Consider the following 24442-nt stretch of genomic DNA (forward strand, 5'->3'; position numbering starts at 1 on the left):
GCCGCCGCTGGCGGTCGCTTTCGCGATCCCTGACCCCTTGGGTCGCCAATGCGGGCTCCTTCTCGTGAGAACGAAAAGGAGGCTTCTTATGTCTGATTTCAACTTTCTCATGTTCTATGCCAAGCTCGCTGGCTTCAAGCTTCTCGTGAGCGCAATCCGTATCGGTTGCGAGGATGAATTCTCAAAGACACTCCACGACCGGCTGCTGGCCGGCCTCGATGCAGCGATCGGCTCGACGCGCCACATCATGGATCTGCAGCGTCAGCTACTCACCGAGGACGATCCCGAGGGGATGATAGCGTGGCAGCTTCAAGGTGAGGCAGAAAACCTTACTAGCCGCACGTTTGTTCTGCTGGATGAGCTGGAGATCGATTTCGACACCAACGAATATCGGGTCGACGGCGGCGAGTGGCACAACGCACTGTCGGCAGACTGCGACGGCATCGAGATCAACTATCCGACGACCGTCTCCGTGAGCGATACGGAGATCGGTCCCCTCGCTACGACCATTCGTGATATTGCGCGCGAGACCGGCATCGCCATCAGCGTTGCGCGCGTCGTCTACGATTGAGTTTGCAGGGCAGGGGCGGCGGAGCCGCCTCTCGCTTTTCGTCTTTTGCGTTGGCTTGACCGCTTGCAGGCATCGAGCCTGCGCGCGGTCTTGAGGAGAAAGACTTGCCGCCTCTCCCCTCACACTCCCCTCTCCCTGTGGTGCGGGTCGAGACCCGCCCGGCCTTTCGGGCCGGTCAAGCGGACGCTGCCGCGACTGCCCCAAACAAGACGGAGAGGACGGGTACCTTGCGCTACGCCCTCATGCTTCGGGCATCCGCTCCAGGTGCTCGTCCTCTCCTGCGGGCCGCTCGCCGTCTCATCGTTCGCATGTCGTTGATACCCGTCACCTCCGGTGCCGGTTCTCTCGACTGCTCACGACGACGGCTCGCTTCAGCATCTCTAACCAATTGGCTTGGCCACCATGCTGTTCCTCCGGCGCAGATCACAGGATCGAGCCTGTGATCGCTGTTGCTTTGTCAAACGACTCGCAACAGCATCGGCGCCTCGGGCACGGTGGCCAAGCCGATTGGTTAGAGATGGCAGGATAGGCTATTGGTATACCAATAGCCGTTTCGCCCGAGGGGCGATCGCCTCAAACGCGAGCGAGAGTTTCCCGGTCTTTCATTCTCAAACGAAACAAGGCCATGAGGGAGAGACGTCGAGCCGGTAGGAGGGGGGAGGCTGGGGAGCCGGCTGTTTGGGGCAAGAGCCTCCGGCCGCCGTGAAATGCAGCAGCATCTAGGAAGTCAGGCGCTTGCGCTAATCAGCGAATGGGCGAACCCGCCGATAGGTGGTTCGCCGATTGGACCGGCTTGCGAATGTGCGAATAGGCGAATCCGCGCGTATGTGAATAGGTGCGTCACCGTTTGGCCGTATCGGTACGTCGGCGAATGAGTGGAGCAGTGATTGGGCCATCGGGTGAAACGGCAGATCGGAGAATTAGCAAATCCGTGAACTGGTGAGACACCGATCCGGCGAATGAGTGTTCAGGCGATCCCGTTAATCAGCGAATCGGTGAATGCGCAGATCGCTCAATGGGTGTTTGCGTGGGCGCGCGATTGGGCGGCTCAGCGAACAGCTCATTCTGCGAAGAGGCATTTGAGCGATCCGGCGCATCGGTGAATGAGGGATTTACCGGTCTGGCGAAACGGTGAAAGCGCGTCCAGGCGGTCTGCGTCCTCGGACAATCCCTCAATTGGTAAATTTATAATCGCAATCGTGGTTGCCGCGGTTATCGCAACAAACAAGACGCCGACAACAGACTTCGGCAACGCCTCTATCGAAACCGTCAGCGTTAGCGGGGCCAACTGAGCAACGTGATCAACCGCGCATCTACATATCTACCACGGACCCCGACATGTCTAAGTCTCAGGCTTTTTCCCGCTTGAGCAAGCCATTTGCTACTGATAAAATTATACCAGAGTATAAGTTATTCATTCGGTCAAAGCTGCGGACCAGGCGGTATTCTGTTTCTTCAAGAATGGGGTTTGACACTGATACATAATCGATCCCTCCTGACGAAAGAATGGTACAAGGTGCCATTCTCAGCGGACTGCCCGGGCTGTGGTGCACAGACGCGGTCCGCCGCTGTCGTGGTTGGCCCTTCGAGTTTGTTGGGTGACGCAGGGTCCGCGCCGGGAAGCGAAATACTGGCGAAGTCCCGCCGGCCAATTGATGCATTCGCATTCGTCGAGGCGCTGGGCGGCCAGACCGAAAATGTTGAGCGATCCGTCGTCAACCGCTTCCATAGCGCCTTCGCTTTTCTGGGCGGCCAATTGACATCGATTTGCGAACACTGCGCAGAAAATCTTCCGCCCGCTGCAATCCGCTCCGCTGTCATGAACGGCTTTGTTCGGCTTGGCCAGAAGCGCCTTCTAGTAAATGAGCGCTTGCTACTCTTTGCCTCTGACGCGGTGCTGACGGAATTTTGTGGGGAGACCTCTATAGAGGAAAGCGCAATGCGCGATCCGGATTATGCACTCTTGCTCGTCTGCGACACGGAAAGCGAAATCGGCGAAACCGGCACGATCGAGCTCTGGCATAGCGTTGCACGTGATGACTACGCCATCGTGGTCAAAGGCCACGAGGGTCGCGAGATGTTGCGGGACGCCTTCAACGATGACCTGAAGGACGTCGTGACAACCATTTTCGACCTCGGATTGGTGCTCACCCAGCTTCACCTGGCCCAGGTATCCTCACCCTATTGCGGACTTGCCCGCGATCTTTTTCTCGAAGCCCTTGAAGATGCCGGTTATCGGCAGGCAAGCTAGAAAGCAACACTATGCGGATTTTCACGAAGCTCTTCGGATCTCTTTCGGCGATGACTGTGCTGGCCGGATGTGCTCATCAGGTTGAGCGGCCGCGACCACTGCCGGCGGCGCCGTTTGCGTATCTTAGCCTCACAGCTTGCAAAGCCTTTCGGGACAACATCGTTGAGTGCCAGCTGGAGTATGGTACCGAATTCGGACGCCAGCGTCTTGGTCCTGTCCAGGAGAGGGGCCTGTTGATTGCCGACGACGGCCAACCCTACCAAGTCGAGTCCTGCTATCAGGTGACGAGGATACAACCGGAATTGCCCAATTTCGTGTGCCGAATCTCTGTCAGGCGCTCAGCGACCGATGCCGGTTCGGTCCTGGTCAAAGGCGGTACCGCCGTGCGCCTAGCACGCATTTTGGGTGACCGCGAACAGATCCAGTATCGCTGGAACCCAGACAGATGGTCACGCCTACGCGATTGATTCTTCTCGGGAAACCGTCGCTCCTACCTTTTGCCACGACGACATAATTACACTCCAGTTAAATTTTTGGGTTGATTTCCGTGGAGGAATGCAGTTCAAATTCTTATACCGCAGTATAATTTTGTACTGGTTCAGCCATGGAACGCGTCCCGCTTTCGCCTGAAAACAGACCGCACAACACATGGTCGCGAAGCGCACTGTGGATCGCCGGAACGTCGGCCTTATTACTCACAGGTTTTTCCTCCGGCCCAGACGACAGCAGCGGTCACATTAGTTCGGGAATATCGCCACCGGTCGATCATCGTTCGAGCGGCATTAAGCCGAAGGCGGACAAGGTCGCGGTCCTACCGCCACCAAATCCGGCGTCGTCTAGCTTTGCTGCTTCGACGCAGGATGTGCCGCTGATCGATTCCACCAACTTCGATGAGCGATTTAACGGACCGATCGCTGAAGATCTGTTCCGATCCAGCGCTGCCCCCTTGGATGTGATCGAAGGGTCGGACAGGGCTGGGCGATCATCCGGAGATGCGGCTGGCAGCACGAATGCACGGCGCGACAGCGCCGTGCATTCGCTTATCAGCGTCTACTCGCACGATCAGTCGTCCGGTCCTCCGATCAACGACCCGGCAACCGACCCTCATATCGATGTCAGCGCGACGCCGACACAGGCTCGTCCCAGTCTTCTATCCGGAGTACCGGAGGGCTATGCCAAGCTCGTACTGACAATCGCCGGAAAGGAGGAGGTTGACCCAGATTGGGTGCTTTCGGTTATGCGAGCCGAGAATGCCAATTTCGATCCACGCCTCGTCAGCTCCGCCGGCGCCGTCGGATTGATGCAGGTTATGCCGCGGATCGGTGATGCTTTCGGTTCGACTGATCTGACCGATCCCGAACAGAACATCCGCGCGGGCACGCGATTTCTTCGCGTTCTGATCGCCAAGTACCGAAATCCTGTGCTGGTCGCTGCTGCCTATAATGCGGGCGAGCCCAACGTGGACCTTCGCCATTCTCTGCCGTTGATCCGCGAAACCGCCGACTACGTCACCCGTGTCGTCGGATATTACACCGGCACAGCGGCCACGCCGATCGTCTCGCCCGCAACCCGGACTTCGGCGACTGTTTCCAGATCGCCGCGCCACAGTGGGCCTGCCGAGCGGGCAAAATCCCCCATGCTTGTTTTCTCAGCCGCAAACCCGATCCCGCCAGACGCTCGTCCTCAGCATGAGGAGGAGCGGAAGAACACCGGTGGGCCGGTCAAAATTGTCAAGGAAGAGGTGTTTAGATGAATCCGATCGCGTTGGCAGTCCAGACGGCCATTCTCTATAGCAGCGTTGCATGGTCCTCCATGGCCAGGCGAAAATGGCTCGGCAACGCCGTTATCGTGGTTGCCGCGAGCTTGATCCTGCTCATCAGTCAATACGAGCCGGCAGCGGCGCAAAACCTCGATCGTCTGCAACAGGCGGCAGATCGCCTGGTGCAGTTCTTCACCGGCCCGTTCGGTCGATCTGTCGGAGCAATCGCTTTCATCGGCATGTTTCTCGCTGCTGCCTTCGGCTACTGGTCCTGGGGCGCCCTCCTGCGCGTCGCTGGTTGCCTTGCCGGCATGTTTGCCGCAGCCGAGCTCGTCGACTTCCTCGCCGGCGGGGGAGCATGACCATGGCGGCAGGAAACGACGCTGACGGTGGTGACGACTATATCGAATCCTATCCTGTCATCCTCGCGCTGACCCGCCCTCCGACGGTCATGGGAATACCCTACACCTATTTCCTCGCTGAGTGCTTCGTCTCGCTGATGGCCTTCATGATCCTTGGATCCATCCTCTGGTTCCCGGTCTCGTTCGTCGTCCTGCACGGCGTTCTCTACGTGCTGACCGTCAAGCTCGACCTCTGGTTCTTCGAGATTGTCGGACGCCTCAGCATGTGCGGCGCCAACCCGCTTGGCCGGAAGCTCGGTGGTGGCGTCAGAACCTATGGGGTGTGAGCGATGAACACGATGGCGAGATCGCTGAAGGGAAGCCTCTCGAAGGGATGGGAAATTTTCGCGGATCGTCGTGTCGCAACGCACGTCCCTTTCTATGTGCCGATCGAAAACGGCATCATTCGCCTGAAGAACGACTGCCTCGTCTCGACCCTGAAGCTCACCGGCTTTTCTTTCGAGACCGCCGATATCGAAACGATCAACATGCTGCAGCGGCAGCGTAACGCCGCCTTCCGTGCGATCTCCTCGATCGGCAGCTTCGCCCTTTATACGCATGTGGTCAGACGTAAGGTCGCTCCGTCGTTGCCGTCCGTCCTCGCCGATCCCTTTATGCAGCGCCTCGATCACGTTTATCAGGCCAGCATCTCGAAGAACGAGATGTTCGTGAACGACACTTATGTTTCCCTCGTCGTGCGCCCAATGTTCCGGAAGGGCTCGGCGCTTTCCCGCCTCATGGGCGCCGGCGGCACGATCGTGCGCAAGGAACAGTTCCGGGCAATGCGCGACAAGCTCATCGAGGCGACGCGGGCACTGGAGAAATCGCTTTCTGTCTATGCCCCGAAGGTTCTGCGCGACGTGCAACGCATACAGGTTGACGTCGGCGGCAACAGGACGATCTTCCGCGACGTCTCAGAAGACATGGTGATTGACGAAGCAGCCCGCAAAGTCTGGTTCTCCGAACAATGTGAGTTCTTTTATACGCTCCTCAATGGCGGACGCGTCCGGCCGATCCGGCTTGGAAACATTCCGATCGACGAGATGTTGCCAGCCCGCAGGACATCGATCGGCAACCGCGTCATTCACCTGCAAGGCGATAGATCGGACGAAGATCGTTACGCGGCGATGGTCTCTCTTAAAGAATATCCGCCAGAGACCGGTGCCGGTATGCTCGACTATGTCCTCAAGCTGCCATTCGAGCTGGTGCTGACCCAGTCGATGTCCTTTGTCGACGATATGACGGCGCGTAGCCGGATCGAACGGCTGGACCGCCAGATGACGAAAGCCGACGAAGGCGGATCGAGCGTTCAGGCCAACCTTGACATCGCTCGGGACGAACTTGCCCGCAAACGGGTCGCCTTCACCGAGCATCATCTCACCGTGATGCCGATCGCGAAAACCACAGCCCAGCTTGACGACGCGGTCGCCCTGATCGGCAACGAACTTGGCGCACTCGGCGCCTCTTATGTCCGCGAGGACCTGAATGCGGAGCCCGCCTACTGGGCGCAACTGCCTGGCAACCAGGCTTACATCGCGCGCCGCGCGCTGATCTCAACACTGAACTGCGCCGGATTAAGCAGCTTTCACGCCTATCCCTACGGCAAACCCGACGGCAACCACTGGGGGCCTGCGATCACGATCTTCGAGACGACGTCAGGCACGCCCTTCTTCTTCAACTTCCACCAGGGTGACGTCGGGCACACGACCGTTTTCGGCCCGACCGGGTCGGGTAAGACCGTCATCATGTCCTTCCTTATCCTGCAGGCCTACCGCGTCAGTCCCCACCTGAAGACGATCGTCTTCGACAAGGATCGCGGCCTCGACATCATGGTGCGGGCGGCGGGCGGAACCTACATGACGCTGGAGCCCGGCCAGCCATCAGGTTGGAACCCGCTGCTGCTCGAGGACACCGAGGAGAACCGTGTTTTTCTTTACGGGCTCCTGAGCTTCATGCTGAAGCCGTCGAAGGACGGCGAAAGCCTGTCGCCGCAGGAAGAATCAATCATCCGCAATGCGATCAAATCCGTCCTCAAGACGAAGGACAGGTCGTACCGCCGTCTTTCGTCGCTGCGAGCACTACTCGCCGGCAGCGAGAGGACCGAAGGCAGCCTGATCGCCCGTCTCGACAAATGGGTCGACAAGGGACCTTACGCCTGGCTCTTCGACAATGCCGAGGACGCTCTCGATATCTCGCGACCGATGATCGGCTTTGACATGACGTCGATCCTCGATGATCCGACGGTGCGCACCGCAGCCCTTCTCTACATGTTCCACCGGCTGGACGAGATCTACGACGGCAAGGCACCCATCATCAACCTGATGGACGAAGCCTGGAAGCTGCTTGACGACGACGAGTTCAAACGCACCATGAAGGACTACTTCAAAACCATCCGAAAGCGGAACGGTCTCGTCATCTTCGGCACGCAGTCGGCCGACGATGTGGTGCGCTCTAGCGTCAGCCGGACGATCATCGAACAGACATCGACGAACATCTTCTTTGCCAATCCGAAGGCCGATGAAGGCTCCTACATGGATCACTTTGGCCTGTCGCGGGCCGAGTTCGAATGGGTGAAGAACGGCGATCCGAGCTCGCGTTTCATGCTGATCAAGCAGGCAAAGAACAGCGTGATCGCCCGCGTGGACATGTCTCACATGCCGGACTTCATCAAGGTGCTGTCTGGTCGCGAGGAGACGGTGCGCGAGGTCCAGATGCTGCTCGACGAATATGGCGACGATCCAAAGAACTGGCTGTCGAAATTCTGCGACTGGGACGGGGTGGCGGTCGATGAGCAACGCAAAGCGTCTTGAGAGAGCCGCGGCCGGCGCTTTCGCCATCGTCGCACTTTTCGCCGGAACCGCGAGCCAGGCGCAGGTACCGGTGATCGACAACGCTCGGCAAAAGATCCAGCAGGAGACCCTGAACTGGTATCAGTCCTATCAGGCCGATACTCGCAAGGTCAAAGGCGCCTCGGGCGGCACGACCGATAGCGTCGCGCCCGGTCAGGGTTCGGGGGCGCCCGCCGATTGCTCGGCCGACGGCATGGGCGGAAACGCTGCACCGGCTGCACCAGCCCAGCGGACGCCGAGCCAGCAGGAAGTCGCCAGCATGGTCGAAGAGGAGGCGATCCGGCAGGGTGTCGATCCGAATTTCGCACTGGCGATCGCCGAGCAGGAGTCCCGCTTCCGCCAATCGGCACGGTCGGCGGTCGGCGCCACCGGTGTCATGCAACTGATGCCGGGTACCGCCGCGCAGCTCGGCGTCAACCCCTATGACACGCGCGACAATATTCGCGGCGGCGTCAAATACATCAAGCAGCTCCAGGGGATGTTCGGCGACCGCTACGACCTGATCGCCGCCGGCTACAATGCCGGCCCCTATCGGCAGTCGCTGCAGAACGGCCAGATTCCCAACATTCCGGAGACGCAGGACTACGTCAAAAAGGTCTCTGCTTATTATGCCCGCAACAAGGCTCAGAATGGCGATCGGACGCCAACGGAGGCCCCAACCGAGACCGAAACCGCCAGCTACGGGAATGGCTGCGGCGAGCAGTTGAAGAAGGCCGTCGACCGCAACACGCAGGCGCAGGTCGAGCGAGATTCGGTGTGGAACGATCTGCTTGGAAAATCCATCGCAGCGAACCAGCAATATCTCCAGCGCCTGCAGGCGGGGCTGCAATCGTCGTCGGCAAGCCTGCGCGGCAGTGGTGGTGGAAATTCCGGAGATCACGACGGCTCGCTTGTCATGGCCGAGATTCGGTGCCCGACCAACATCATCGACACCGGTGGCACGCGCTGTTTTGCCGTGCCGACCTCTGCCACCACCGAACAAATCCAGCGCTGGCTCTCCGACCTGCAGGATGAGGCGCGCAGCAATGGCACGGTTGCTACCTTCACGGCGATGCAGGATCCAGCACTCGGCCTCGTCACGGTCGTCGATTCCCGGCCGACAGCAAACTGAACAACGAAGTGAGGTTAGGCATATGAAGACAGCAGTGATCGCACCGGCATTCGCCATCCTACTCGTCTCACACGCACATGCGCAGGTCCCCGTCAAAGATTCGGAGAACATCTCCATCAGCGAGGACATTAAGCGCCTGTCGTCCGAGATCCAGCAGGACACGTCAGTGGTCAAGGACAACACCACGAAAACGTTGCAGGCAATTACCGGCGACCGGACGCAGGACGCCAGCCAGTTTGCCAAGCTCGCAACCGGCAGTGGCTTCAGCATGGGACAGGCGCCGGATTTCAGCACAGTGCTGTCCAGCAACGCGGCGGTGTTCGGTGGCATTGGCGGTCAGTTTCAGAATACCGCAGCCAAGCTGATCAATGGCCTCAACCTCGTGAAAATGGTGGTCGATACCGTCAAGGGCGGTGAGCTCTCGGGCGCCAATCAGGCCTATTCGCAAGGGATCAACGCTCTGACGACGTTGACTGCCCTTACCGACGCGATGAACAGCGCCACGAAGGACCGGCAGAATTCGTTCATGCAGGCAACGCAGCAGATCGGAACAGCGAAGGATCTGAAAGGGGCGTTGGAGCAGAACACCCAGATGGTGCTTCAGGGCAACCAGACGGCAAACGAAGCCGTCGGCTCCCTCAACAACCAGGTCATGCTCCTGAACGAGCAGTACAAGGCAGCCCTTGCAACGTCATCGCAGAACCTCAAGACCTTCGCCCCGCTTCCTGACAGCGTGCTGCGTGACGGCGGTACGCAGCCGCAAGGCGCATCGGTCCGCGATCAGCTGAAGGCCTTCGAGGAGCAGACCCAGTGAGGGCCATATTCGCACTGATCCTAAGCTGCGCCGCGCTGACTGGTTGCGCCGGAAAGTACGAGCAGTTGGCGAAATGCTCGGCCGACGAAAGCCCTGTGCCGGCACTCGGTTTCGTATCCGAGCCCACGACCACTGTCGTTGAGAATGCGCTGGCAGACGCGGTCAAGAACGATTGCGGACCGATGCGACCAGTCAATCAATTTCAGGGTGAGACATGGATCCTGTCAGCTACGCGATAAATTTCTATGGCGACGCGCTTCGATATTTCGACAAGATCAACGAGGCGTCGCTGGAACGGGCCTGGGGGCTGTTTGCCGAAAACAGCAATCTGGTCTCCGGCATCCTGGCGATCTTCCTGATTCTGTATTTTCTCTGGGGGGCGCTCGGACTTTCGAGTGTATCCCTTCAGGACATGGCGATTACCGCATTCAAGGTCACGCTCGCCTATGCCCTCATCATGTCCTGGGCGCTGTTCTACGACAATATCGGCCAGTTCGTGCTATCGGCGCCCCAGGATCTGGGATCCGCGATATCTTCAGCCATGGGTGGGCAATCGGCCGGAGCGGACATCGCCCAGCAAGTCGCCAGCATGTCGCGAAAAGTCTACGACTTTGCCATGCAGCTCTTCAATTCCTACGAGTCCGGATGGCTGCCGAATGTGACCGGCGCTGTCGTCGTCTTCATCGTCCTGGTCTTCGGCCTCTTGCCGATGCTGCTGATCCTCACAGGCGTCACGCTCTTTGCCAAGATGATCACCGCCGTCATGCTGGCAATCGGACCGATTGCCATCCTCTCATATTTCTTTGGCATTAGCCGCTTCGTCTTCGACGCCTGGGTAAGAGGCGTTGCCTACGGCATGTTCATGCTGCTTTTCACCTATATCATGGCCGGGCTATCGTTCGGTTTTCTGATCGGCATGATGGACACGATCAACGGCGACATGGCCACCAAGGAAAACGCGCTGGCGATCGTGCTCGCCATGGTGCTCTATCTCGCACTGATCTCCTATTTCATCTTCCAGGTACCGGATTTCGCCCGGACCTTCGCCTACGGCGCGGCCTTCTCCAGCGTTCCGGGCGGGGGTGGCGTGGACACGGCCTACAATACCGCGCGCAGTCGCCTCTCCTCCAGTAATTCCCGCGCCGGCCAGGCTGCGGCAATAGCACTTAGCACGCTAGCCGGCCCAAGGGGCGCCGTGACGGCCGCGGCACTTGCGGGTCGCGGCAGTGTCGCGGGCGCCGGCGCTCTCGGCCGTATGCTCACCAATCGCCGTCGCAACAGCGAATAAGGCTGTGGCGACGAGGATCAGAGATTTACTCATTGCGACTTCGAGGTTTAAGATTTGGCATTGTTCAAAAGGCAGTTGAAGCCGGCGCCGGCCGATCGTGTCCCCGGCCCGCAAGACATCTACGATCAACACCTCTCATGGGGGGAGAAGAACCGCTCGCTGCGGACCTTGATCGGTCTCATCCTGCTGGTCTTTGCAGTGGCAGGCTGGATCGTCGCGGGCGTTCTGTCCTTTTCCGTGGCGCAGCTCTTCCCGCTCGTACGCACAGAGGTCGTGCCGCTCATCGTCGACAAGAACACCGGTTACATGGAAACCGTGACGACGCTCGACAAGGACCGCTCGAACGTCTCCGAAATCCAAGCCGTTCGCGCCTCGTTTGTGGGTAACTACGTCATCCGCCGCGAGACCTACGATCCCCGCTATCTCTCCGAAAACTTCGACATGATCGCCCTCTGGTCGGATCCCGATGCGGAAGCCTTCAAGGCTTATTCGGAGTGGATGAACCCTTCCAATCCGAGAGGCCCGGTCAAGACCATGGGAACGACTGGCGAGATCCGGCCGGAAATCCTGTCGGTCAATCCACTCAACGCCTCGACCATGTCAGTGCGCTTCGAGACGAGAGAGCGGCAGCGGGGAGGCGAGGTCGTCAATCGGTGGTCCGCGACGGTTCGCTACAAGCAGATCAACCTGCCGGCCAGCAACCGAGTCCGGCTCTATAACCCGCTTGGCTTCGTCGTCACCGAATATGTGAAGGTTCCTGAAACCATGCCTTCGGGGCTCGTTCAATGAGACGGAGGATGGCTGGAATGATCATGTCACTGCTCCTGGCAACATCATCGGCGCAGGCCGAGCTCATTGCCCGGCCTGGCAGGCTCGATCCTCGGGTGCGGACCTTGCCCTATTCGGCCGAGCAGGTCTTCGTCGTGACCGGCACTTACGGGATGGTGACGACCATCCTGTTCGGTGCCGATGAGGAGATCACCCAGGTCGTCGCCGGTGACACGGTCTCCTGGCAGATACTCACATCGGCTGACAGGCGCTCCCTCACCCTGAAGCCGATGGAAAAAGACGCGCCGACCAACCTCTCGGTCGTGACCACAAAGCGCACCTATTCGTTCGATCTGGAGGTGAACGAGAGCAAGGCCATCCAGAACCAGACCTTCAAGCTGCAGTTCATGTACCCAGAAGATGCCGGACTGAAGGGCACGGCCGAGCTTTGGAAGCAGGCGCAGGACGCCGAGCGCAACCCCAACATCAAGAACATCCGCCGTGACAAGATCAATTACGACTATGGCTTCAAGGGCAGCGATGCCGCCAAGCCACTGTGGGTGTTCGACGACGGCCTGAAGACCTTCATGAAATTCACCGGCGATGTGCCGGCGATCATTATCGTCGATAACAAACGGCGGGAGAGCCTCGTCAATTATCGCCGTGAGGCGGACTACATCGTCATCGACACGGTTTCGCGGCAATGGACGCTGCGCTACGGCACCGAGAACGAGACCTGCCTGTTCAATCTCAGGACCGCCCCAGCCGATGTGCCGGCGCCTATCGAGGGAGCGGTCGCGCCCAAGCGGCTCGGCTCGGCGGGCGTCAGCGCCGCATCAAAATTACGATAGGGAGGCACGATGTCTGATCCGAACTATCATTCGATCGAAAACGACACAGCGATTGGCGGGCAGGTGAGGCGCTCGGGCATCGGGCTGATGCGGCCGGTCGCCGTGGTGGCGGCGATCGCCGGCATCGGCGCCGTTCTCTATTTCCTGTTTTCCGGCGGGGAGCGGGAACCGACAGTCGACAACACCCCACGGGAAGAGTTCCGTCCGGTCCAGGCGCCGAGAAACGAAGGTTTCAATCCGCCGGCGCCGCCGCCCTTGCCGACTGTCCAGGTGCCCGAGGCGCCACCTCCGCCACCACCCCCTCCGCCGGCCCCTGTGATCCCGGCCCCGGTCCAGATCGCGCCGCCGGTCGATGTCGATTGCTCAAGGGGAAACAACCCGGACAATCCAAAATGCATCGAGCTCGCCCGGCAGGCTAAGCTTCTCGAGCGCGTGCGCTCTACAGCCGTTGTCTTCGATCAGTCCGAACAAACGAACGGTGCAGCACGGGCTTCGTCCGATACTTCAGGAGCTGGTCTGTTCGGGGCGAACAGCACGGCCGGAGCATCTACGGCGATTGGGGACACTGGCGGGGCGGTCGATGGTGATCGCGCCTTTCTGAAAGCGATGGGTGGCCAGGGGGTGGAGGTCTCGGTCGCCGCCGAGAACCGCCGTATCGATGCCTGGATCCCGCAGGGCACGATGATCCGCGGCACGCTGGAGACGGCGGTCAATTCCGACCTTGCCGGCATGGTGAAGGCGATCGTCCGAGAGGATGTCTATTCCTTCGACGGCCGGCGGATCCTGATACCCGCCGGCTCCTCGCTGATCGGCGACTACAAGTCTGGTGTGGAACGCGGCCAGGAACGCCTGTTCATCGTCTGGACGCGCATGATCCGCGGCGACGGCGTTTCGGTCCAGCTCGGCTCCTACGGTACGGACCGTCTCGGCCGCTCCGGCATGACAGGTGTCGTCGATCGGAAATATTGGGAGCGGTTCGGACCGCCGGCGCTCCTGACCATGATCGGCGGGGTGACGCAATACATTGCCCAGCTCGGTCAGAAACAGGATCGCAACATCACGATCGTCAATACGGACGGAACCGTGACCAGCATTCCTCAGGACAACGGACCCACGTCGCAGGATCGCGCGCGCGAGATCGCCTCCGAGACCATCGCATCGGGCATCCAGCAATTGGCGACCGAGGCCTTTCAGGATACGCGCAACATCAAGCCGACGATCCATATTGCTCAGGGCTCCGATATTACGGTGTTCGTGACGCGGGACCTTGATTTCTCGGATCTCTATCCGGACCCGGTGCGCGAAGAGTTCGACCGCTTGCGCAGAAAGAAGGCCGGCAAATGAACGCGCGCCTATCGATCTCCGCCGAACAGCATTTTCTCTCCGAGGCGCTCGAACCCATCCGACCTTTTCTCGACGATCCCGTGGTGGTCGAGATTTCTTGCCAGCGCAGCAACGAAATCTGGCTCGAGCGGATCGGCCAGCTCAGCATGATTAGGCAAGAGATCGATGGGCTTGATCAGGAGGCGATCAGCCATATGGCGTCCCGCGCTGCCTCGTTCACCAAGCAGACCGTCAATGCCGAACATCCGCTACTCTCGGCGACGCTCACCGACGGCGAGCGCGTCCAGTTCGTGCTCAATCCCACTTCGGCCACTGGTCACGCCTTTTCCATCCGCAAGCAATTCATCCGGCGCTTCGACCTCGACGACTACGAGAGGGCCGGAGCTTTCCGCTTCACCAAGGTGACGGGAGACGACTACATCGATGATGTCGATATCGAGTTGTCGCGCCTGCTGCGGGCCGGAAGGACGCGCGCGTTTCTGGAGCTCGCGGCGATCAACCATCGCAGCATGTTGATCTCAGGCGGCACGTCCACCGGTAAAACGACATTCCTCAATACGATGCTGACGGCGATCCCGGATCATGAGCGTTTCATCCTCATGCAGGACACGGCCGAGCTGGAACCGCGCCAGGAAAATGTCGTCTCGCTGCTCGTCTCGAAAGGTGGCCAGGGCGAGGCGCGAGTAACGATGACCGACCTTCTGGCCTCTGCACTGCGCCTCAGGCCCGACCGGATCTTCATGGGCGAACTACGCGGCGACGAGGCTTTCGACTTCCTGAATGCGATCAACACCGGCCATCCGGGATCGATGTCGACCATTCACGCAAACTCGCCGCATCACGCTTTCAACCGGCTGTCGACGCTGGTGCTCAACAGCAATGTCCGCATGGAGCGCGACGATATCATCCGCTACATCCGCTCGATCATCCCGATCGTGGTCCAGTTGAAGAAGAGCGATGCTGCCGGCGGCCGCGGTGTCAGCGAGATCTATTTTGCAGACGAGGTGGACGAAGATGGCAAGCGTATCCACGGGCGCAGAGGCTGAACGCCCGAAGTGGACGAAGCTTCAGGAGGTCTCGGCCTTCACATTCCCGGTCGCCGTTCTCGGCGCCGTGCTGATATGGCTGCTGTTCTTCACGCTGATCTACGACCTATACGTCACATCCTTCGGGTCGACCTCCTATTACGACTACATTGCGCAGGCCCGCGTTCTCGACGGTATTGCCTATACATGGTCGGTCATCCGCGCGCGAAACACCGTCGGACTCTCGATCCTGGCTCTAGTCCTGGCCTCGCCGTTTCTGTTTTTCCTTTTGTGCTTGTGGATGCTCAAAGGCGGCAGGGCGCTGTCGCGCAAGATCCTCTACCTCCTGCATATCCGGTCGATGTTCACCTTGATCGCGCATACCGCACTCATCTTCGCGGCCGCTTATGCCGCCGTGATCGTCTACGGCGTTGTCTTCTATCTCGTCGCAAGCAGAGCTGGTGGGTTTGCCGCTATCGCCGATTATTATGGGGCCCATCTCGCGGCGATGTATCAGGTCCCCTTTGGAGCCACCGACGCGGCCGGTACGTTACAGCGGCCGTCACGCCAGATAGTGCTTGCGGCGCTCGCCGGCCTGGCCGCTGCGGGAGCGCTGGTCGGGTTTCCGATTGGGGCGGCGATCCAGAAACGCCAGCGCATGATCATGGGCAAGGCGCGGCTGGCGACCCTGAAAGATGCCGCCGATTTCCGGCTGCGCGATAAGCACGGGATTGTGCTCGGTCTCAAGCAGGGCCTTCTTCTGCGCAACGACGGCGACCAGCATGTTATGGTCATCGGCTCGCCGGGACAGGGAAAGTCGCGCGGCTTCGTCATTCCGACGATGATGAGCTTCAAGGGATCGCAGATGGTCCTCGACATGAGCGGCGAGCTGTTCGAGGAAACGTCGGGCTATCTGGAGGACCAGGGCTACGAGATTTTCCTGCTGGCACCAGGGTCAAAATTTACAGACGGTTACAATCCACTCGACCTGATCAGTGCCGATCCCAACCAGCGGATCACTGACCTGCAGAAACTGACGCAGATGTTGCTGCCGGAGCGTCTCCGCTCTGATTCCTCAGACTTCTGGGAGGAGAGCGCCAGGATCCTGCTCACCGCGATGCTCGGATTTGTGCTCGAATGCCCGGATACCCGCAAGTCGCTGAGCGAGCTCTACCGCATCCTCAATTCGATGTCTGATGAGCGCAAGGCGATCATCCAACTCCTGGAAAATTACGAGGCCGTTCTTTCCGATCAGACCCGCATGCAGCTCACCAAATTCGCCGGCCGTCATGAAAAGCTTGGGGAGGGGATAGCGGCGGAGATCGTTGCCAAGCTCAATTTCTTACAGAACCCTCTCGTGGAGGCGCTGACCTCGATTACCACGATCCCGATCGACACGATCAGAACGCGAAAATTGGTGATCTTCATCCAGGCTGACTGGAACGCGATGCAGATCTACGAGCGGCTGATTTCGATGTTCATTCAGCAAATGGCCGACAAGCTCGTACAGATGGGACCGTTGCGAAATGGCGAGCACGAGGTGCTGATGATGCTCGACGAGTTCGGTAACGGCGGGCGCATTGACACCGTGCTGACGCTTGCGCCACTAATCCGCAAGAACGGTGTTCGCTTCGTCTTCATCCTGCAGGACGGTGCGCAGCTCGAACGATTGTATCAGCGGTCCGGGCAGAAAATTCTGATGGGCGCGTCGACGATCAAGCTGTTCATGAACTTCCAGAACCAGGAGGACGCGGCCGCCGTCTCGGCCGCCGCCGGAAGGACGACGGAGTGGGTAGAGCAGTCCTCCTATTCCCATCGGCATGGTCGCAGGCAACGATCGATCTCGAAGGTGCCGGTGTCGGTCGACCTGCTTCCCGTCAACACGTTGATGATGATGAAGCCGGAGGAGGCAATCCTTCAAGTCACCGGCATGCCGCTCATGCGCATCATGAAGCTCGACTCGGGCGGAGAGCGGATGTTTTCGAAGGTTCGAAAATTCAAACCGGTAATCAGGCCTCGCATGGAGCCCGTCGAGTGGACGATCGCCGATAGCGAGGCCGTCTGGCCCAGCGCGCCAGCGCCAACCCCGTTCGCAAGAACGGCGAGCCAATTGTCGGGGGCCGGGATGGACGTCGATTTGGGCGCCGTCGAGCGACCTCGGGAGCCACAGAGCGTTCGCTTCATCGTCAAGGAGGGCGTACGTCATGTTTATATCTCGTCGCTCGATGAGCTGCGTCAGCGTCTGGATCTCGACGAAACGCGCGAAGCTGGCGTCTCGGAGGACGAGCCTCGGGAGGAAAACAAGCAACCTGCGCTGAACAAGCAACCCGGTACGACGGCCAATCCCCCAGCAAAGCGCCCCGCGCCGCGCGGTTCCGGCCCCATCGAGGTCGAGAACGTCCGTATCGAGATAGATCAGGCGAAGCTGGATCGTAATGTCTATCAGGGATCTCCACGACCGCGACATCGGCTTGATCGCACTTCGGATATCCAAGACGAGGCTGGAACTTCCCCTGGATCGGACCTCCTGCGGCGACAGGAGGTCCGGGGCGCATTCGGAGCGGACATCAAGGCCTTGAACGACGCAATTTTTGAGCAGGCTGACGCGGGCTCGCTCGACCCGATGGAGTTGAACGCCGATGTCGAGCTCTTGATCGGAACCCTCTCCGAACGCCTGGCTGAGGATAGTTCAAAGGCATTTCTGCGCGAATTTGCCAGTCTTGCTCGCGATCCGCTGCGCGAAGACAGCACGCGACCTGACGACGTCGACCGGGTCGAATAGGCGGTAAGGAGGTGCCGAAATGGGGCATACGCTCCCGAGATTGGGATGCGACATTTGCCAGTTTCAATTGGGCTGACGGAAGGAGAAGATGCATGGCCGAAATCAGATACCTCGCAAATCGAGATCTCTATAAAGACGACGGTTTCGAACGGATTGTCGTGGCAGCCAAGGCTAACGCCGGCCTCTGGCTGATGATCAAGGAGCGCGTCGTGGAGAAGCGCGCTATCAAGGCACAACTTTTACGCCGGGGAGCAGGTGTAGATGACATGGACCACCTGTTTCCGGCGGATCTGACGCCGACGATCGCCGAACTCGCGGAAGGGCTTGTGTCCGCCATATTCGGCAGCTGCCCACCGGAGATACGGTCCCGTGCTCAGGTGGCTCTGATCGAGGCAGCGGAATCCGAGCTTGATGGCGACTCGGCGCACCCATCCCGGGGCGCCTGAGAACCGCCCAAGATATCTCCATCACGTGGATCATCGACCCGGCGTTCCGCCGCAAGTTTCAGCGGTCTCCTAACTTGTCGAGGACCCACGCCTGCAGCCGCCGCCCAGTATCTTCGGAATTCGGTCCGGTAAGATCCTCGGGAAAAATGCCGAAGATCGGCCCGAGGTGCTTCATTCGCGGAATGGTTTTTTCCTTGGCCTCCCGATATTCCTCCGTCTCCATCCCAAAAGCCTCAACGAGGAGTCTGCGCGGTGGGTGGTCTCTATATGCAATTTCCAAGACGAAGTCTGGCCTGCAAAGACCTATGGGCGTTTCCGACGCGAAGAGTGGCTTGATAATTGAGATCCGGAGTTCTGGCGCAGCATCGAACAGCGATTGCTGAAGCCAGAACAGCAGATGGGAAACGTCACGCTCAAATCCGGACTCGACGGGGAAAAGCGTATCGCCGTTGTAGACGGGCTGGGCATAGGCCTGCACAGCTCGAGCCGGGCCTTCATCGTCTTCCTGAAAATCCACGTTCAGCAGGGTCAGAAATGGCCCTCGACTTGCCGGATCGCCGCGGAGCGGCTGTCGAACCTTCGCCAGGATGTCCATTGTTCGCGAGGAAGATGCTGGCATGATCGCCTGCGTGGATACGGTGGTTGAGAACAGCAGCATGAACCCGGTGCGGCGAAGGCCTTCAGGCCAGTCGGGGCGAGAGGTCGCAAGCAACCCTTGCCAACGGCTGTCGGGATTCCAATAGTCCGCAGCCCAGGTCGATAGAAGCGCATTCAGTGTCCAGGTCCTGAGCACCCTGAGTTCCCTGGCGGCCAAGCGCAGCCGGGCGAGCTGATTTCCGAGTTTGAGATCGGGCTCGTCCTGTAGCGGCGGGATCACGTTGGTGCCCGCCTTCTCGAGCATTCGCCACAAGATGCCTCCGAGTCTTGATGGCCGGTCGTTTCGTTCTGTCGATCGGGAGGGATCTTGACCTGAGACGTCGGCAAGGCGGACGGGAATGGCGGGAAGTGCATCGATGTAGGTGCGATCGGATCTCGGCAGTGGGCGAAGACGAAAGCCACGATCAAAGAGGGCGGGGTCGGCATCTTTGTCGACGTGGAATGGACAGGATGGCGCGTGATTTGGTCGTTTGTCGTGCCGGCCGGGAACCTCATCCTTCGCGGTTAGCCGTCTCAAGGTAAACGTACGTTCCTGCTGGATCGGGGCAAGCAACGGCTGGTGTCGCCCGTCCAGGCAGTCGCATTCGATCCAGCCATTCATCACCTTGACGCGCCGGATAACCGCAAGCGCAATCGCCTCGTCGTCGTTGGAGGCAGCGTTGCCGTACCATGCCCGTAACGCGACCGCCTCGCGGTCGCTCAGTTCAGTCAACACATGAGTCGAGCTGTTGCGGACCACGATACGCATGGATTGCCGTCAGTATCCGATCGACCAAAGGTTGAAGCCGAGATATCCGACACCCACGGCACCAGCGACAGCGATGGCCGTCTCCGCCCAACCACGAATGTCCCAAAAGCTGCCTTTCCCTGTCCGAGCACCTTCAATCGCGACGGACAGGAAGATGTAGGAGGGGATGACCATCGCATAGCCAAGGGTCAGACTATCTCTAAAGGCCACCCGCGCAGCGATGAATGCGAGTGCCAGGAACAGGGCCGCTATTCCTAACTGCCGCATGTCTAACCGATAGCCAAACCGCTCGAGCCACCCCATCAGTTTTCTCCGTTTGATAGAACCGGCCAAAATTTAACCGCAGTTAAAGTTTGGCGCAATTGGAGATTGGTGTGCAAGCACAGGAAAACGCCGATCACGGCCTTAAGCAAGGCCTGGACGGGAGCATGGTCCCTTGCCCCGGCTATCGGCCGCGGTGTATTAAACGTTATGGCTGAACAGTCGCATGTGAATGATGAACAACAAACCGTTTACGCTTACCTTCGGGGACTCTGAATAACTTCATGCATCGAATTAGCGGCAGAATTTCGGAATATTCAAGCAGCTGTCGGCGCGCGCTCGCGTCCTGTTGTCGGCGCCTACCGTTCGGCGATCACTTCATGGGGCCTCCTGACAAGGATGGCATCCAATGCCGACGTTAAAGGGCGAGGCGCCCGATGAGCCATCAGACGTCACGAACCCGAAGACACTTTCCTTCCAGGAGAGACTTGCTATCGGGCTTGACCGCCTGAAGGCCGAACGAAAACTGACGAACAAGGAATTGGGCGAGCAGCTTGGCGTGTCGGAAGCTTATATGTCGCAAGTGACACGTGGAATGCGGGATGTGAAGCTGACGACGCTCGACAAGATGACGCGCGTCTGGGATGTCTCTATCGAGGATCTGTTCACGGTCACGGAAGACGACCTTACCCGGATAGCGGCGAAAAAAGCGCGCCGCCGAAAAAGGAAGGCCGCCAACCCGTCCTCTTGATCGCGTCGGTAGCTGCATGCTCCGGCCCTAGTGGTTCAGGTTGAACCAGAACCTTTGTTTCACGCCCTGGTCATTCGGGATATCGAAGAAGTAGGGGTCCGCGCGGCGTGGCCTCGGAGTCGCGATCTGCTCGATGCAGCTATCGCCTCGATCGCCAAAGCTCCGGCGTATCACAGTGCCCCTTAGGTCGGCGTCAGAAGCGCGCTGACCGGCAGATCGGCAAATATCGACGGTCTTGATGCATTGATCGGGCTCGCCTCCCCCGCCGTTGTTTCCTTGCGAGCTATAGCCCACCGTCGTTCCTACAGGGCAGTCTTCGTAGGTTTCGTGACCCGGCTTGCCGGCACTGGCCTCATGGCAGATTGGCCACGAAAACCCCGGTTCCTTCATGGCCGCAATGAGCTTTGTCATGGGGGGAACGCAGTAGGGAACCTCGTGCCAGGACGGGTTCTGCGACGCCGCGCAAAGGAGAACCTGGCATCCCCAGGATGCATCCTCGGCATTCGCCGGGGTCACCGATGGCGCAGAGGCCGAACCAACTATGATTGCGGCCAATATCAGCGTCGGTCTCATTGTTCGCTCCTTCAGATTGTTCATTGAATCTGCGTCCAGGCACCGTCAATTTTCGCAAAGGAAAGGACGCCTGGTTGCCTGGCCCCGGCAAATGACCCCGTGGTCGTTGTAATGATGCCAGTGCACGTCACACCCGGCGCGGCCAGACGCGGTTTGCATTCAGAAATCCGCATAGACCGCCCCGACTTGGCAATTGCGGCGTTCGCCTCCTCGTCGTTGGGAGCGTCACCGCTCGTCTTCTGTAGCGCTTCGTCTTTTAGCCGGGTGATCTCCTGTTCGAGATCGATCTCCTGCCCGCTCTTCCTCACTTCGTTGATCGCATAGCCGCCGAATGCGCCTACCAGGAAAGCGATTACCGCTGCTAGGACCGCGCCACCGGAAAACTTGTTCATCGCCAGCTTCAATATCCCTCGATCCCAAGGCGTTTCAGGATGGCGGCCGGATCGGTCTCGCAGTCTCTCTTCCACTCACTATGCTTTGCACAGGCATAGGCGTACTGGCTGAGATCGGCTGATGAGAGATCGGCGAGCCTGTTGCCGACAGCTTTCCACCGTTGCACCTCGGCAGGATCGCAACCCGCCCCTCCGGCCCCGCAAAAGCCGGGATCGCGCTGCTCGATCTGATTCTGTGTGGCGCCGTCCTGCGCGATCGCTACCGAAGCGGATCCGGACAGCAATATGAGCGCTACAGCGGTTCCATTAATGCGGTTCATTCAACCTCCATGTGCTTCATTAGGCGTCAGTGACTTGGCGGGGCCCACGGGCAAGGGCAGGGGCAAGTCGCCGTCAGGTTCCAGTGAAGAGGCCCTCGCTTTGTCCCCGGTCGCCACGGACGCGGTGTAGAGCCAAGGAGGAAGAAGATCCGGCGACGACCAGACGCCGTACCCCAGGCCGCGGGCCTTCCTCTCGATATCGAAATAGGCGGGGACCTGAGGTTCGCCGCGGTAGTTGAACGCGTAGCCAATGCCTTCTGCAATCGCCGTGGCGGCGAGGTTCGTCTCACCAACAAAGCAGTGCGCGAGGATCAGACCGTTCGCGTCGCGAGCAATGGGTGCGCAGTTGACGTCCTGCCCAAGTGTGCGGAGGATCATCCAGGCCCGCGAAACTTGACCTGCTGGCCAGTCGACGCCATCGCTTGTTGCTGTTTGTTCGAGGCCAGGGGCTTCGTATCCTGCAAGCCGCACGGTTTGTCCGCTCTTCCTGAATTCAAAGGTTGTGGCATCCACGACCTGGACTTTTCCGAAGATCTGCCGAGGGATATCGGCCGGTCGGTTTTGCGCCGAAGCGGCGGTCGCCGTCATCATCATCAGCAACATCGACAATGATGCACCACTCATCGCTGCGCTCTCGCTTGGCCGGCCAGGACTGCGACGGGATGAGGCATGTCGGAGTAGGCCCAAAGGCCTGCGCGTGCCGATCTTGCACTTTCTTCAGCCCCCCTGTAGCCGGGAACGATCAAATGGCCGCTGGTGTCGACGGCGGCGAATCCCCACCCCTCGGCAATCATATAGGTCGCCAGATCATAACGCCGCTGGCCTGATGTCGTTTGGCAGGCCACCACAGCATTGTTTTGGTCGAGATCCTTGATCGTCGCGCAGACGGGCTTCGTGTCCTTGATTAATGCCTGTGCCATGATCAGGTTGAGCTCTCCGCAGTCCCTGATGACGCCGGGAGAAATCGTGACAGAGGTTCCGCGGAGACACGTTTGCAGGCCGTAAAGACGATATCGCCGACCGGCGGAAAGCCAGGTGTCGCCGGTTTCGAATTGCGCTTGCACCGGAAACGGGACAAATTGGGTTCGATCGCTTTCCTGGCTGCCTGCGGTGGCCCCTTCGCTCTTAAGCGCCTGAATATGGATGATCGGAGCCTGGAGGCGAGGAGGTTCTGGGTGGTTCGTCCCGGCGAGCATCGGCATCATCGAAATGCGTGCAAAGAGGCCGGAGGCTGCGAGCGTGGACATCAACATCAGGGACCTCATCGCGATCAGTTCATGGAAGGATTGGCGCGATAGCGCTCACCGTAGGGATGCGTGAAGTGGGCGTTCGCCCAGATGCCAGTCTTTGTTCTCTTCGCGCTTTCCTCTGACTGCGCATATTCCGGAAATATCGCGCGGCCGGCACGGTCATGGGCAGCAAACGCCAATCCCTTGGCGATAAGCACCTCCGAGAGCGATTGTGCGTCGCCGTCCTTCACAAAAAAGCACTCGGCAAAGCGCACAGTCGGCGTGCCTGTGTTTTGCCCAAGGAAATGACACGGAAATGCGTTGCCAGCAACCGCCTTGGCTTCGCCGAGCGTGGCGGTCAAACCGGCGAGTGAAACCATCGCGCATGTCGTCCGCTGGCCAGCGAATTCCAGCTGCTCGACCGAAAGACAGCCTTGGACACCCGCCAGTTTGACGATGGTCCCATCGGAGGCAAGAAACGCACTCCCGCTCAGGGCGCCCTCCGGCATGATCGTTTGCAGGTCGAGCCGCTCGGTTATCGATGAGGTATCGAGGATTGTTTCGGGAGGAGGGATCAGATCGCGCCCCTCTGCGTAAGCCTTCTGATAGGAGTTGACGATTCTCGAAGCAGCATCGTCCTCCGCGGCAATCGCCAGGGCGTTCTGCGTGCATGCAATGGTGCAAAAAAGGAGGCGGGTAAGCCGCCGCGCGCCGGGGTTCATGCGTGAATCCGTCATCAGTTGGCTGTCGCGAAGCATGCACAAAATTATACTGCAGTGCAAGTCTGGAAATACCGCGAGGATTGCGATATGTTTGGTCTGACACTCAAATGTGCGCACGGAGAAGGTAGATGTCAGCACATCGAAAGGCCATCAGGATCGTGACTTTTCCCTTCAGGGCAATGTGGTTTCTGGTCTTAGTCGCCAACCTTCTGGTCGTCGTGGCTGCCTGTGTGGTGATCGCCGCCTTCCTGGCCTGCGGCCTTGCGCTGACGCTATCTTACCTCTTGCTACCGACGGAATGGACGCGGGCGCTCTGGCAATGGGCGGCGGACCTTTACGAGCAGTCCCACTGGTTCAAAGGCGTGACAATCACCTTCTTCGTGCTCCTTTTCCTGCCGATCCTGAAGTTTTGGCCGGGGAGCGATCCCAAGGCAGATGCAGCCCGGGAGCGCGAAGCCAACAGGCTCAACGATGATCTGGTCGCGGCCCGCCAGCAGGCGCGGAGCCAAGCGAATCTTCGAGGCTGAGG

The 24442-nt window shown here is 59.5% G+C and carries 24 protein-coding genes; 17 read left to right on the forward strand and 7 right to left on the reverse strand.

What is annotated here, in order from left to right; genetic code table 11:
* The first annotated feature begins 88 nt into the window (after positions 1–88).
* The 15 genes from EV286_RS27165 to EV286_RS27240 all read left to right on the forward strand — a co-directional run bounded on the left by EV286_RS27165 (position 89) and on the right by EV286_RS27240 (position 18260).
* Positions 89–571 carry a hypothetical protein gene (locus EV286_RS27165; RefSeq protein WP_132960371.1) on the forward strand — a complete coding sequence of 161 codons (483 nt, stop codon included), beginning with the start codon at positions 89–91 and terminating at the stop codon, positions 569–571.
* A 1573-nt stretch (positions 572–2144) separates the two neighbouring features.
* Positions 2145–2822, forward strand: coding sequence for a hypothetical protein (locus tag EV286_RS27170; protein ID WP_245500845.1), 678 nt, complete (start codon positions 2145–2147; stop codon positions 2820–2822).
* Between the two features lie 604 nt (positions 2823–3426).
* Positions 3427–4575 (forward strand): transglycosylase SLT domain-containing protein, encoded by a 1149-nt coding sequence (locus EV286_RS27175; protein ID WP_132960372.1) that lies wholly within the window; start codon positions 3427–3429, stop codon positions 4573–4575.
* A complete protein-coding gene (locus tag EV286_RS27180) occupies positions 4572–4943 on the forward strand; it encodes a TrbC/VirB2 family protein (RefSeq protein WP_132960373.1) in 372 nt (123 codons plus the stop codon). Before EV286_RS27175 ends, EV286_RS27180 begins: the two co-directional genes overlap by 4 nt.
* Before the next feature lie 2 nt (positions 4944–4945).
* Entirely contained in the window at positions 4946–5269 is a 324-nt protein-coding gene (locus EV286_RS27185; protein ID WP_245500846.1) for a VirB3 family type IV secretion system protein, read from the forward strand.
* A 3-nt stretch (positions 5270–5272) separates the two neighbouring features.
* Positions 5273–7792 (forward strand): VirB4 family type IV secretion/conjugal transfer ATPase, encoded by a 2520-nt coding sequence (locus tag EV286_RS27190; protein WP_132960375.1) that lies wholly within the window; start codon positions 5273–5275, stop codon positions 7790–7792.
* Positions 7770–8942: a transglycosylase SLT domain-containing protein gene (locus EV286_RS27195; protein ID WP_132960376.1), complete on the forward strand. Its 1173-nt coding sequence runs from the start codon at positions 7770–7772 to the stop codon at positions 8940–8942. The genes EV286_RS27190 and EV286_RS27195 overlap by 23 nt, the downstream gene beginning before the upstream one ends.
* Positions 8943–8964: 22 nt before the next feature.
* A complete protein-coding gene (locus EV286_RS27200) occupies positions 8965–9756 on the forward strand; it encodes a conjugal transfer protein (RefSeq protein WP_132960377.1) in 792 nt (263 codons plus the stop codon).
* 214 nt (positions 9757–9970) lie between these two features.
* Positions 9971–11044, forward strand: a complete 1074-nt coding sequence (locus EV286_RS27210; RefSeq protein ID WP_132960379.1) for a type IV secretion system protein — start codon at positions 9971–9973, stop codon at positions 11042–11044.
* Positions 11045–11098: 54 nt separating this feature from the next.
* On the forward strand, positions 11099–11833 hold the full coding sequence (locus EV286_RS27215) for a type IV secretion system protein (RefSeq protein ID WP_132960380.1): 735 nt from the start codon (positions 11099–11101) through the stop codon (positions 11831–11833).
* Between the two features lie 17 nt (positions 11834–11850).
* A complete protein-coding gene (locus tag EV286_RS27220; RefSeq protein WP_245500847.1) occupies positions 11851–12663 on the forward strand; it encodes a TrbG/VirB9 family P-type conjugative transfer protein in 813 nt (270 codons plus the stop codon).
* A 9-nt stretch (positions 12664–12672) separates the two neighbouring features.
* Complete coding sequence (gene virB10 / locus EV286_RS27225; RefSeq protein ID WP_132960382.1) at positions 12673–14007, forward strand: type IV secretion system protein VirB10; 1335 nt, start codon at positions 12673–12675, stop codon at positions 14005–14007.
* On the forward strand, positions 14004–15053 hold the full coding sequence (gene virB11 / locus EV286_RS27230; RefSeq protein ID WP_132960383.1) for a P-type DNA transfer ATPase VirB11: 1050 nt from the start codon (positions 14004–14006) through the stop codon (positions 15051–15053). Before virB10 ends, virB11 begins: the two co-directional genes overlap by 4 nt.
* A complete protein-coding gene (locus EV286_RS27235; protein ID WP_132960384.1) occupies positions 15022–17814 on the forward strand; it encodes a type IV secretory system conjugative DNA transfer family protein in 2793 nt (930 codons plus the stop codon). Before virB11 ends, EV286_RS27235 begins: the two co-directional genes overlap by 32 nt.
* 92 nt (positions 17815–17906) lie before the next feature.
* Positions 17907–18260 (forward strand): hypothetical protein, encoded by a 354-nt coding sequence (locus EV286_RS27240; RefSeq protein WP_132960385.1) that lies wholly within the window; start codon positions 17907–17909, stop codon positions 18258–18260.
* A gap of 58 nt (positions 18261–18318) precedes the next feature.
* Here the strand turns inward: EV286_RS27240 and EV286_RS27245 are convergent, their stop codons facing one another.
* Both EV286_RS27245 and EV286_RS27250 read right to left on the reverse strand, forming a co-directional pair.
* A complete protein-coding gene (locus tag EV286_RS27245; protein ID WP_132960386.1) occupies positions 18319–19665 on the reverse strand; it encodes a hypothetical protein in 1347 nt (448 codons plus the stop codon).
* 9 nt (positions 19666–19674) lie between these two features.
* Positions 19675–19968: a hypothetical protein gene (locus EV286_RS27250; RefSeq protein ID WP_132960387.1), complete on the reverse strand. Its 294-nt coding sequence runs from the start codon at positions 19966–19968 to the stop codon at positions 19675–19677.
* A 367-nt stretch (positions 19969–20335) separates the two neighbouring features.
* On the opposite strand from EV286_RS27250, the gene EV286_RS27255 reads away from it, so the two are divergent.
* Entirely contained in the window at positions 20336–20677 is a 342-nt protein-coding gene (locus tag EV286_RS27255; protein ID WP_132960388.1) for a helix-turn-helix transcriptional regulator, read from the forward strand.
* A 593-nt stretch (positions 20678–21270) separates the two neighbouring features.
* Here EV286_RS27255 and EV286_RS27265 read toward each other — a convergent pair.
* From EV286_RS27265 to EV286_RS27285, 5 genes are read right to left on the reverse strand one after another with little or no spacing between them, the layout of a single operon-like run.
* Positions 21271–21642, reverse strand: a complete 372-nt coding sequence (locus tag EV286_RS27265) for a hypothetical protein (protein WP_132960390.1) — start codon at positions 21640–21642, stop codon at positions 21271–21273.
* An 8-nt stretch (positions 21643–21650) separates the two neighbouring features.
* On the reverse strand, positions 21651–21962 hold the full coding sequence (locus tag EV286_RS27270; RefSeq protein WP_132960391.1) for a hypothetical protein: 312 nt from the start codon (positions 21960–21962) through the stop codon (positions 21651–21653).
* Entirely contained in the window at positions 21963–22586 is a 624-nt protein-coding gene (locus EV286_RS27275; protein ID WP_132960392.1) for a thermonuclease family protein, read from the reverse strand.
* Entirely contained in the window at positions 22583–23215 is a 633-nt protein-coding gene (locus EV286_RS27280) for a thermonuclease family protein (protein WP_132960393.1), read from the reverse strand. The genes EV286_RS27275 and EV286_RS27280 overlap by 4 nt, the downstream gene beginning before the upstream one ends.
* A 17-nt stretch (positions 23216–23232) precedes the next feature.
* The gene (locus EV286_RS27285; RefSeq protein WP_245500848.1) at positions 23233–24051 is read right to left on the reverse strand and encodes a nuclease; all 819 of its coding nucleotides are present in this window, start codon (positions 24049–24051) and stop codon (positions 23233–23235) included.
* Here EV286_RS27285 and EV286_RS27290 point away from each other — a divergent pair.
* Positions 24042–24440 carry a hypothetical protein gene (locus tag EV286_RS27290; protein WP_132960394.1) on the forward strand — a complete coding sequence of 133 codons (399 nt, stop codon included), beginning with the start codon at positions 24042–24044 and terminating at the stop codon, positions 24438–24440. The two genes, EV286_RS27285 and EV286_RS27290, sit on opposite strands and share 10 nt — an antisense overlap.
* The last annotated feature ends 2 nt before the right edge of the window (positions 24441–24442 follow it).

This window comes from Rhizobium sp. BK251, from assembly GCF_004345245.1.
Classification (GTDB): domain Bacteria; phylum Pseudomonadota; class Alphaproteobacteria; order Rhizobiales; family Rhizobiaceae; genus Rhizobium.

Excerpts from the sequence above, each read along its gene's own strand:
- EV286_RS27165 (WP_132960371.1), top strand. The coding sequence starts at position 89 with ATGTCTGATTTCAACTTTCTCATGTTCTATGCCAAGCTCGCTGGCTTC.
- EV286_RS27175 (WP_132960372.1), top strand. The coding sequence starts at position 3,427 with ATGGAACGCGTCCCGCTTTCGCCTGAAAACAGACCGCACAACACATGG.
- EV286_RS27180 (WP_132960373.1), top strand. The coding sequence starts at position 4,572 with ATGAATCCGATCGCGTTGGCAGTCCAGACGGCCATTCTCTATAGCAGC.
- EV286_RS27185 (WP_245500846.1), top strand. The coding sequence starts at position 4,946 with ATGGCGGCAGGAAACGACGCTGACGGTGGTGACGACTATATCGAATCC.
- EV286_RS27190 (WP_132960375.1), top strand. The coding sequence starts at position 5,273 with ATGAACACGATGGCGAGATCGCTGAAGGGAAGCCTCTCGAAGGGATGG.
- EV286_RS27195 (WP_132960376.1), top strand. The coding sequence starts at position 7,770 with ATGAGCAACGCAAAGCGTCTTGAGAGAGCCGCGGCCGGCGCTTTCGCC.
- EV286_RS27200 (WP_132960377.1), top strand. The coding sequence starts at position 8,965 with ATGAAGACAGCAGTGATCGCACCGGCATTCGCCATCCTACTCGTCTCA.
- EV286_RS27210 (WP_132960379.1), top strand. The coding sequence starts at position 9,971 with ATGGATCCTGTCAGCTACGCGATAAATTTCTATGGCGACGCGCTTCGA.
- EV286_RS27220 (WP_245500847.1), top strand. The coding sequence starts at position 11,851 with ATGATCATGTCACTGCTCCTGGCAACATCATCGGCGCAGGCCGAGCTC.
- virB10 (WP_132960382.1), top strand. The coding sequence starts at position 12,673 with ATGTCTGATCCGAACTATCATTCGATCGAAAACGACACAGCGATTGGC.
- virB11 (WP_132960383.1), top strand. The coding sequence starts at position 14,004 with ATGAACGCGCGCCTATCGATCTCCGCCGAACAGCATTTTCTCTCCGAG.
- EV286_RS27235 (WP_132960384.1), top strand. The coding sequence starts at position 15,022 with ATGGCAAGCGTATCCACGGGCGCAGAGGCTGAACGCCCGAAGTGGACG.
- EV286_RS27240 (WP_132960385.1), top strand. The coding sequence starts at position 17,907 with ATGGCCGAAATCAGATACCTCGCAAATCGAGATCTCTATAAAGACGAC.
- EV286_RS27245 (WP_132960386.1), bottom strand. The coding sequence starts at position 19,665 with ATGCGTATCGTGGTCCGCAACAGCTCGACTCATGTGTTGACTGAACTG.
- EV286_RS27250 (WP_132960387.1), bottom strand. The coding sequence starts at position 19,968 with ATGGGGTGGCTCGAGCGGTTTGGCTATCGGTTAGACATGCGGCAGTTA.
- EV286_RS27255 (WP_132960388.1), top strand. The coding sequence starts at position 20,336 with ATGCCGACGTTAAAGGGCGAGGCGCCCGATGAGCCATCAGACGTCACG.
- EV286_RS27265 (WP_132960390.1), bottom strand. The coding sequence starts at position 21,642 with ATGAACAAGTTTTCCGGTGGCGCGGTCCTAGCAGCGGTAATCGCTTTC.
- EV286_RS27270 (WP_132960391.1), bottom strand. The coding sequence starts at position 21,962 with ATGAACCGCATTAATGGAACCGCTGTAGCGCTCATATTGCTGTCCGGA.
- EV286_RS27275 (WP_132960392.1), bottom strand. The coding sequence starts at position 22,586 with ATGAGTGGTGCATCATTGTCGATGTTGCTGATGATGATGACGGCGACC.
- EV286_RS27280 (WP_132960393.1), bottom strand. The coding sequence starts at position 23,215 with ATGTTGATGTCCACGCTCGCAGCCTCCGGCCTCTTTGCACGCATTTCG.
- EV286_RS27290 (WP_132960394.1), top strand. The coding sequence starts at position 24,042 with ATGTCAGCACATCGAAAGGCCATCAGGATCGTGACTTTTCCCTTCAGG.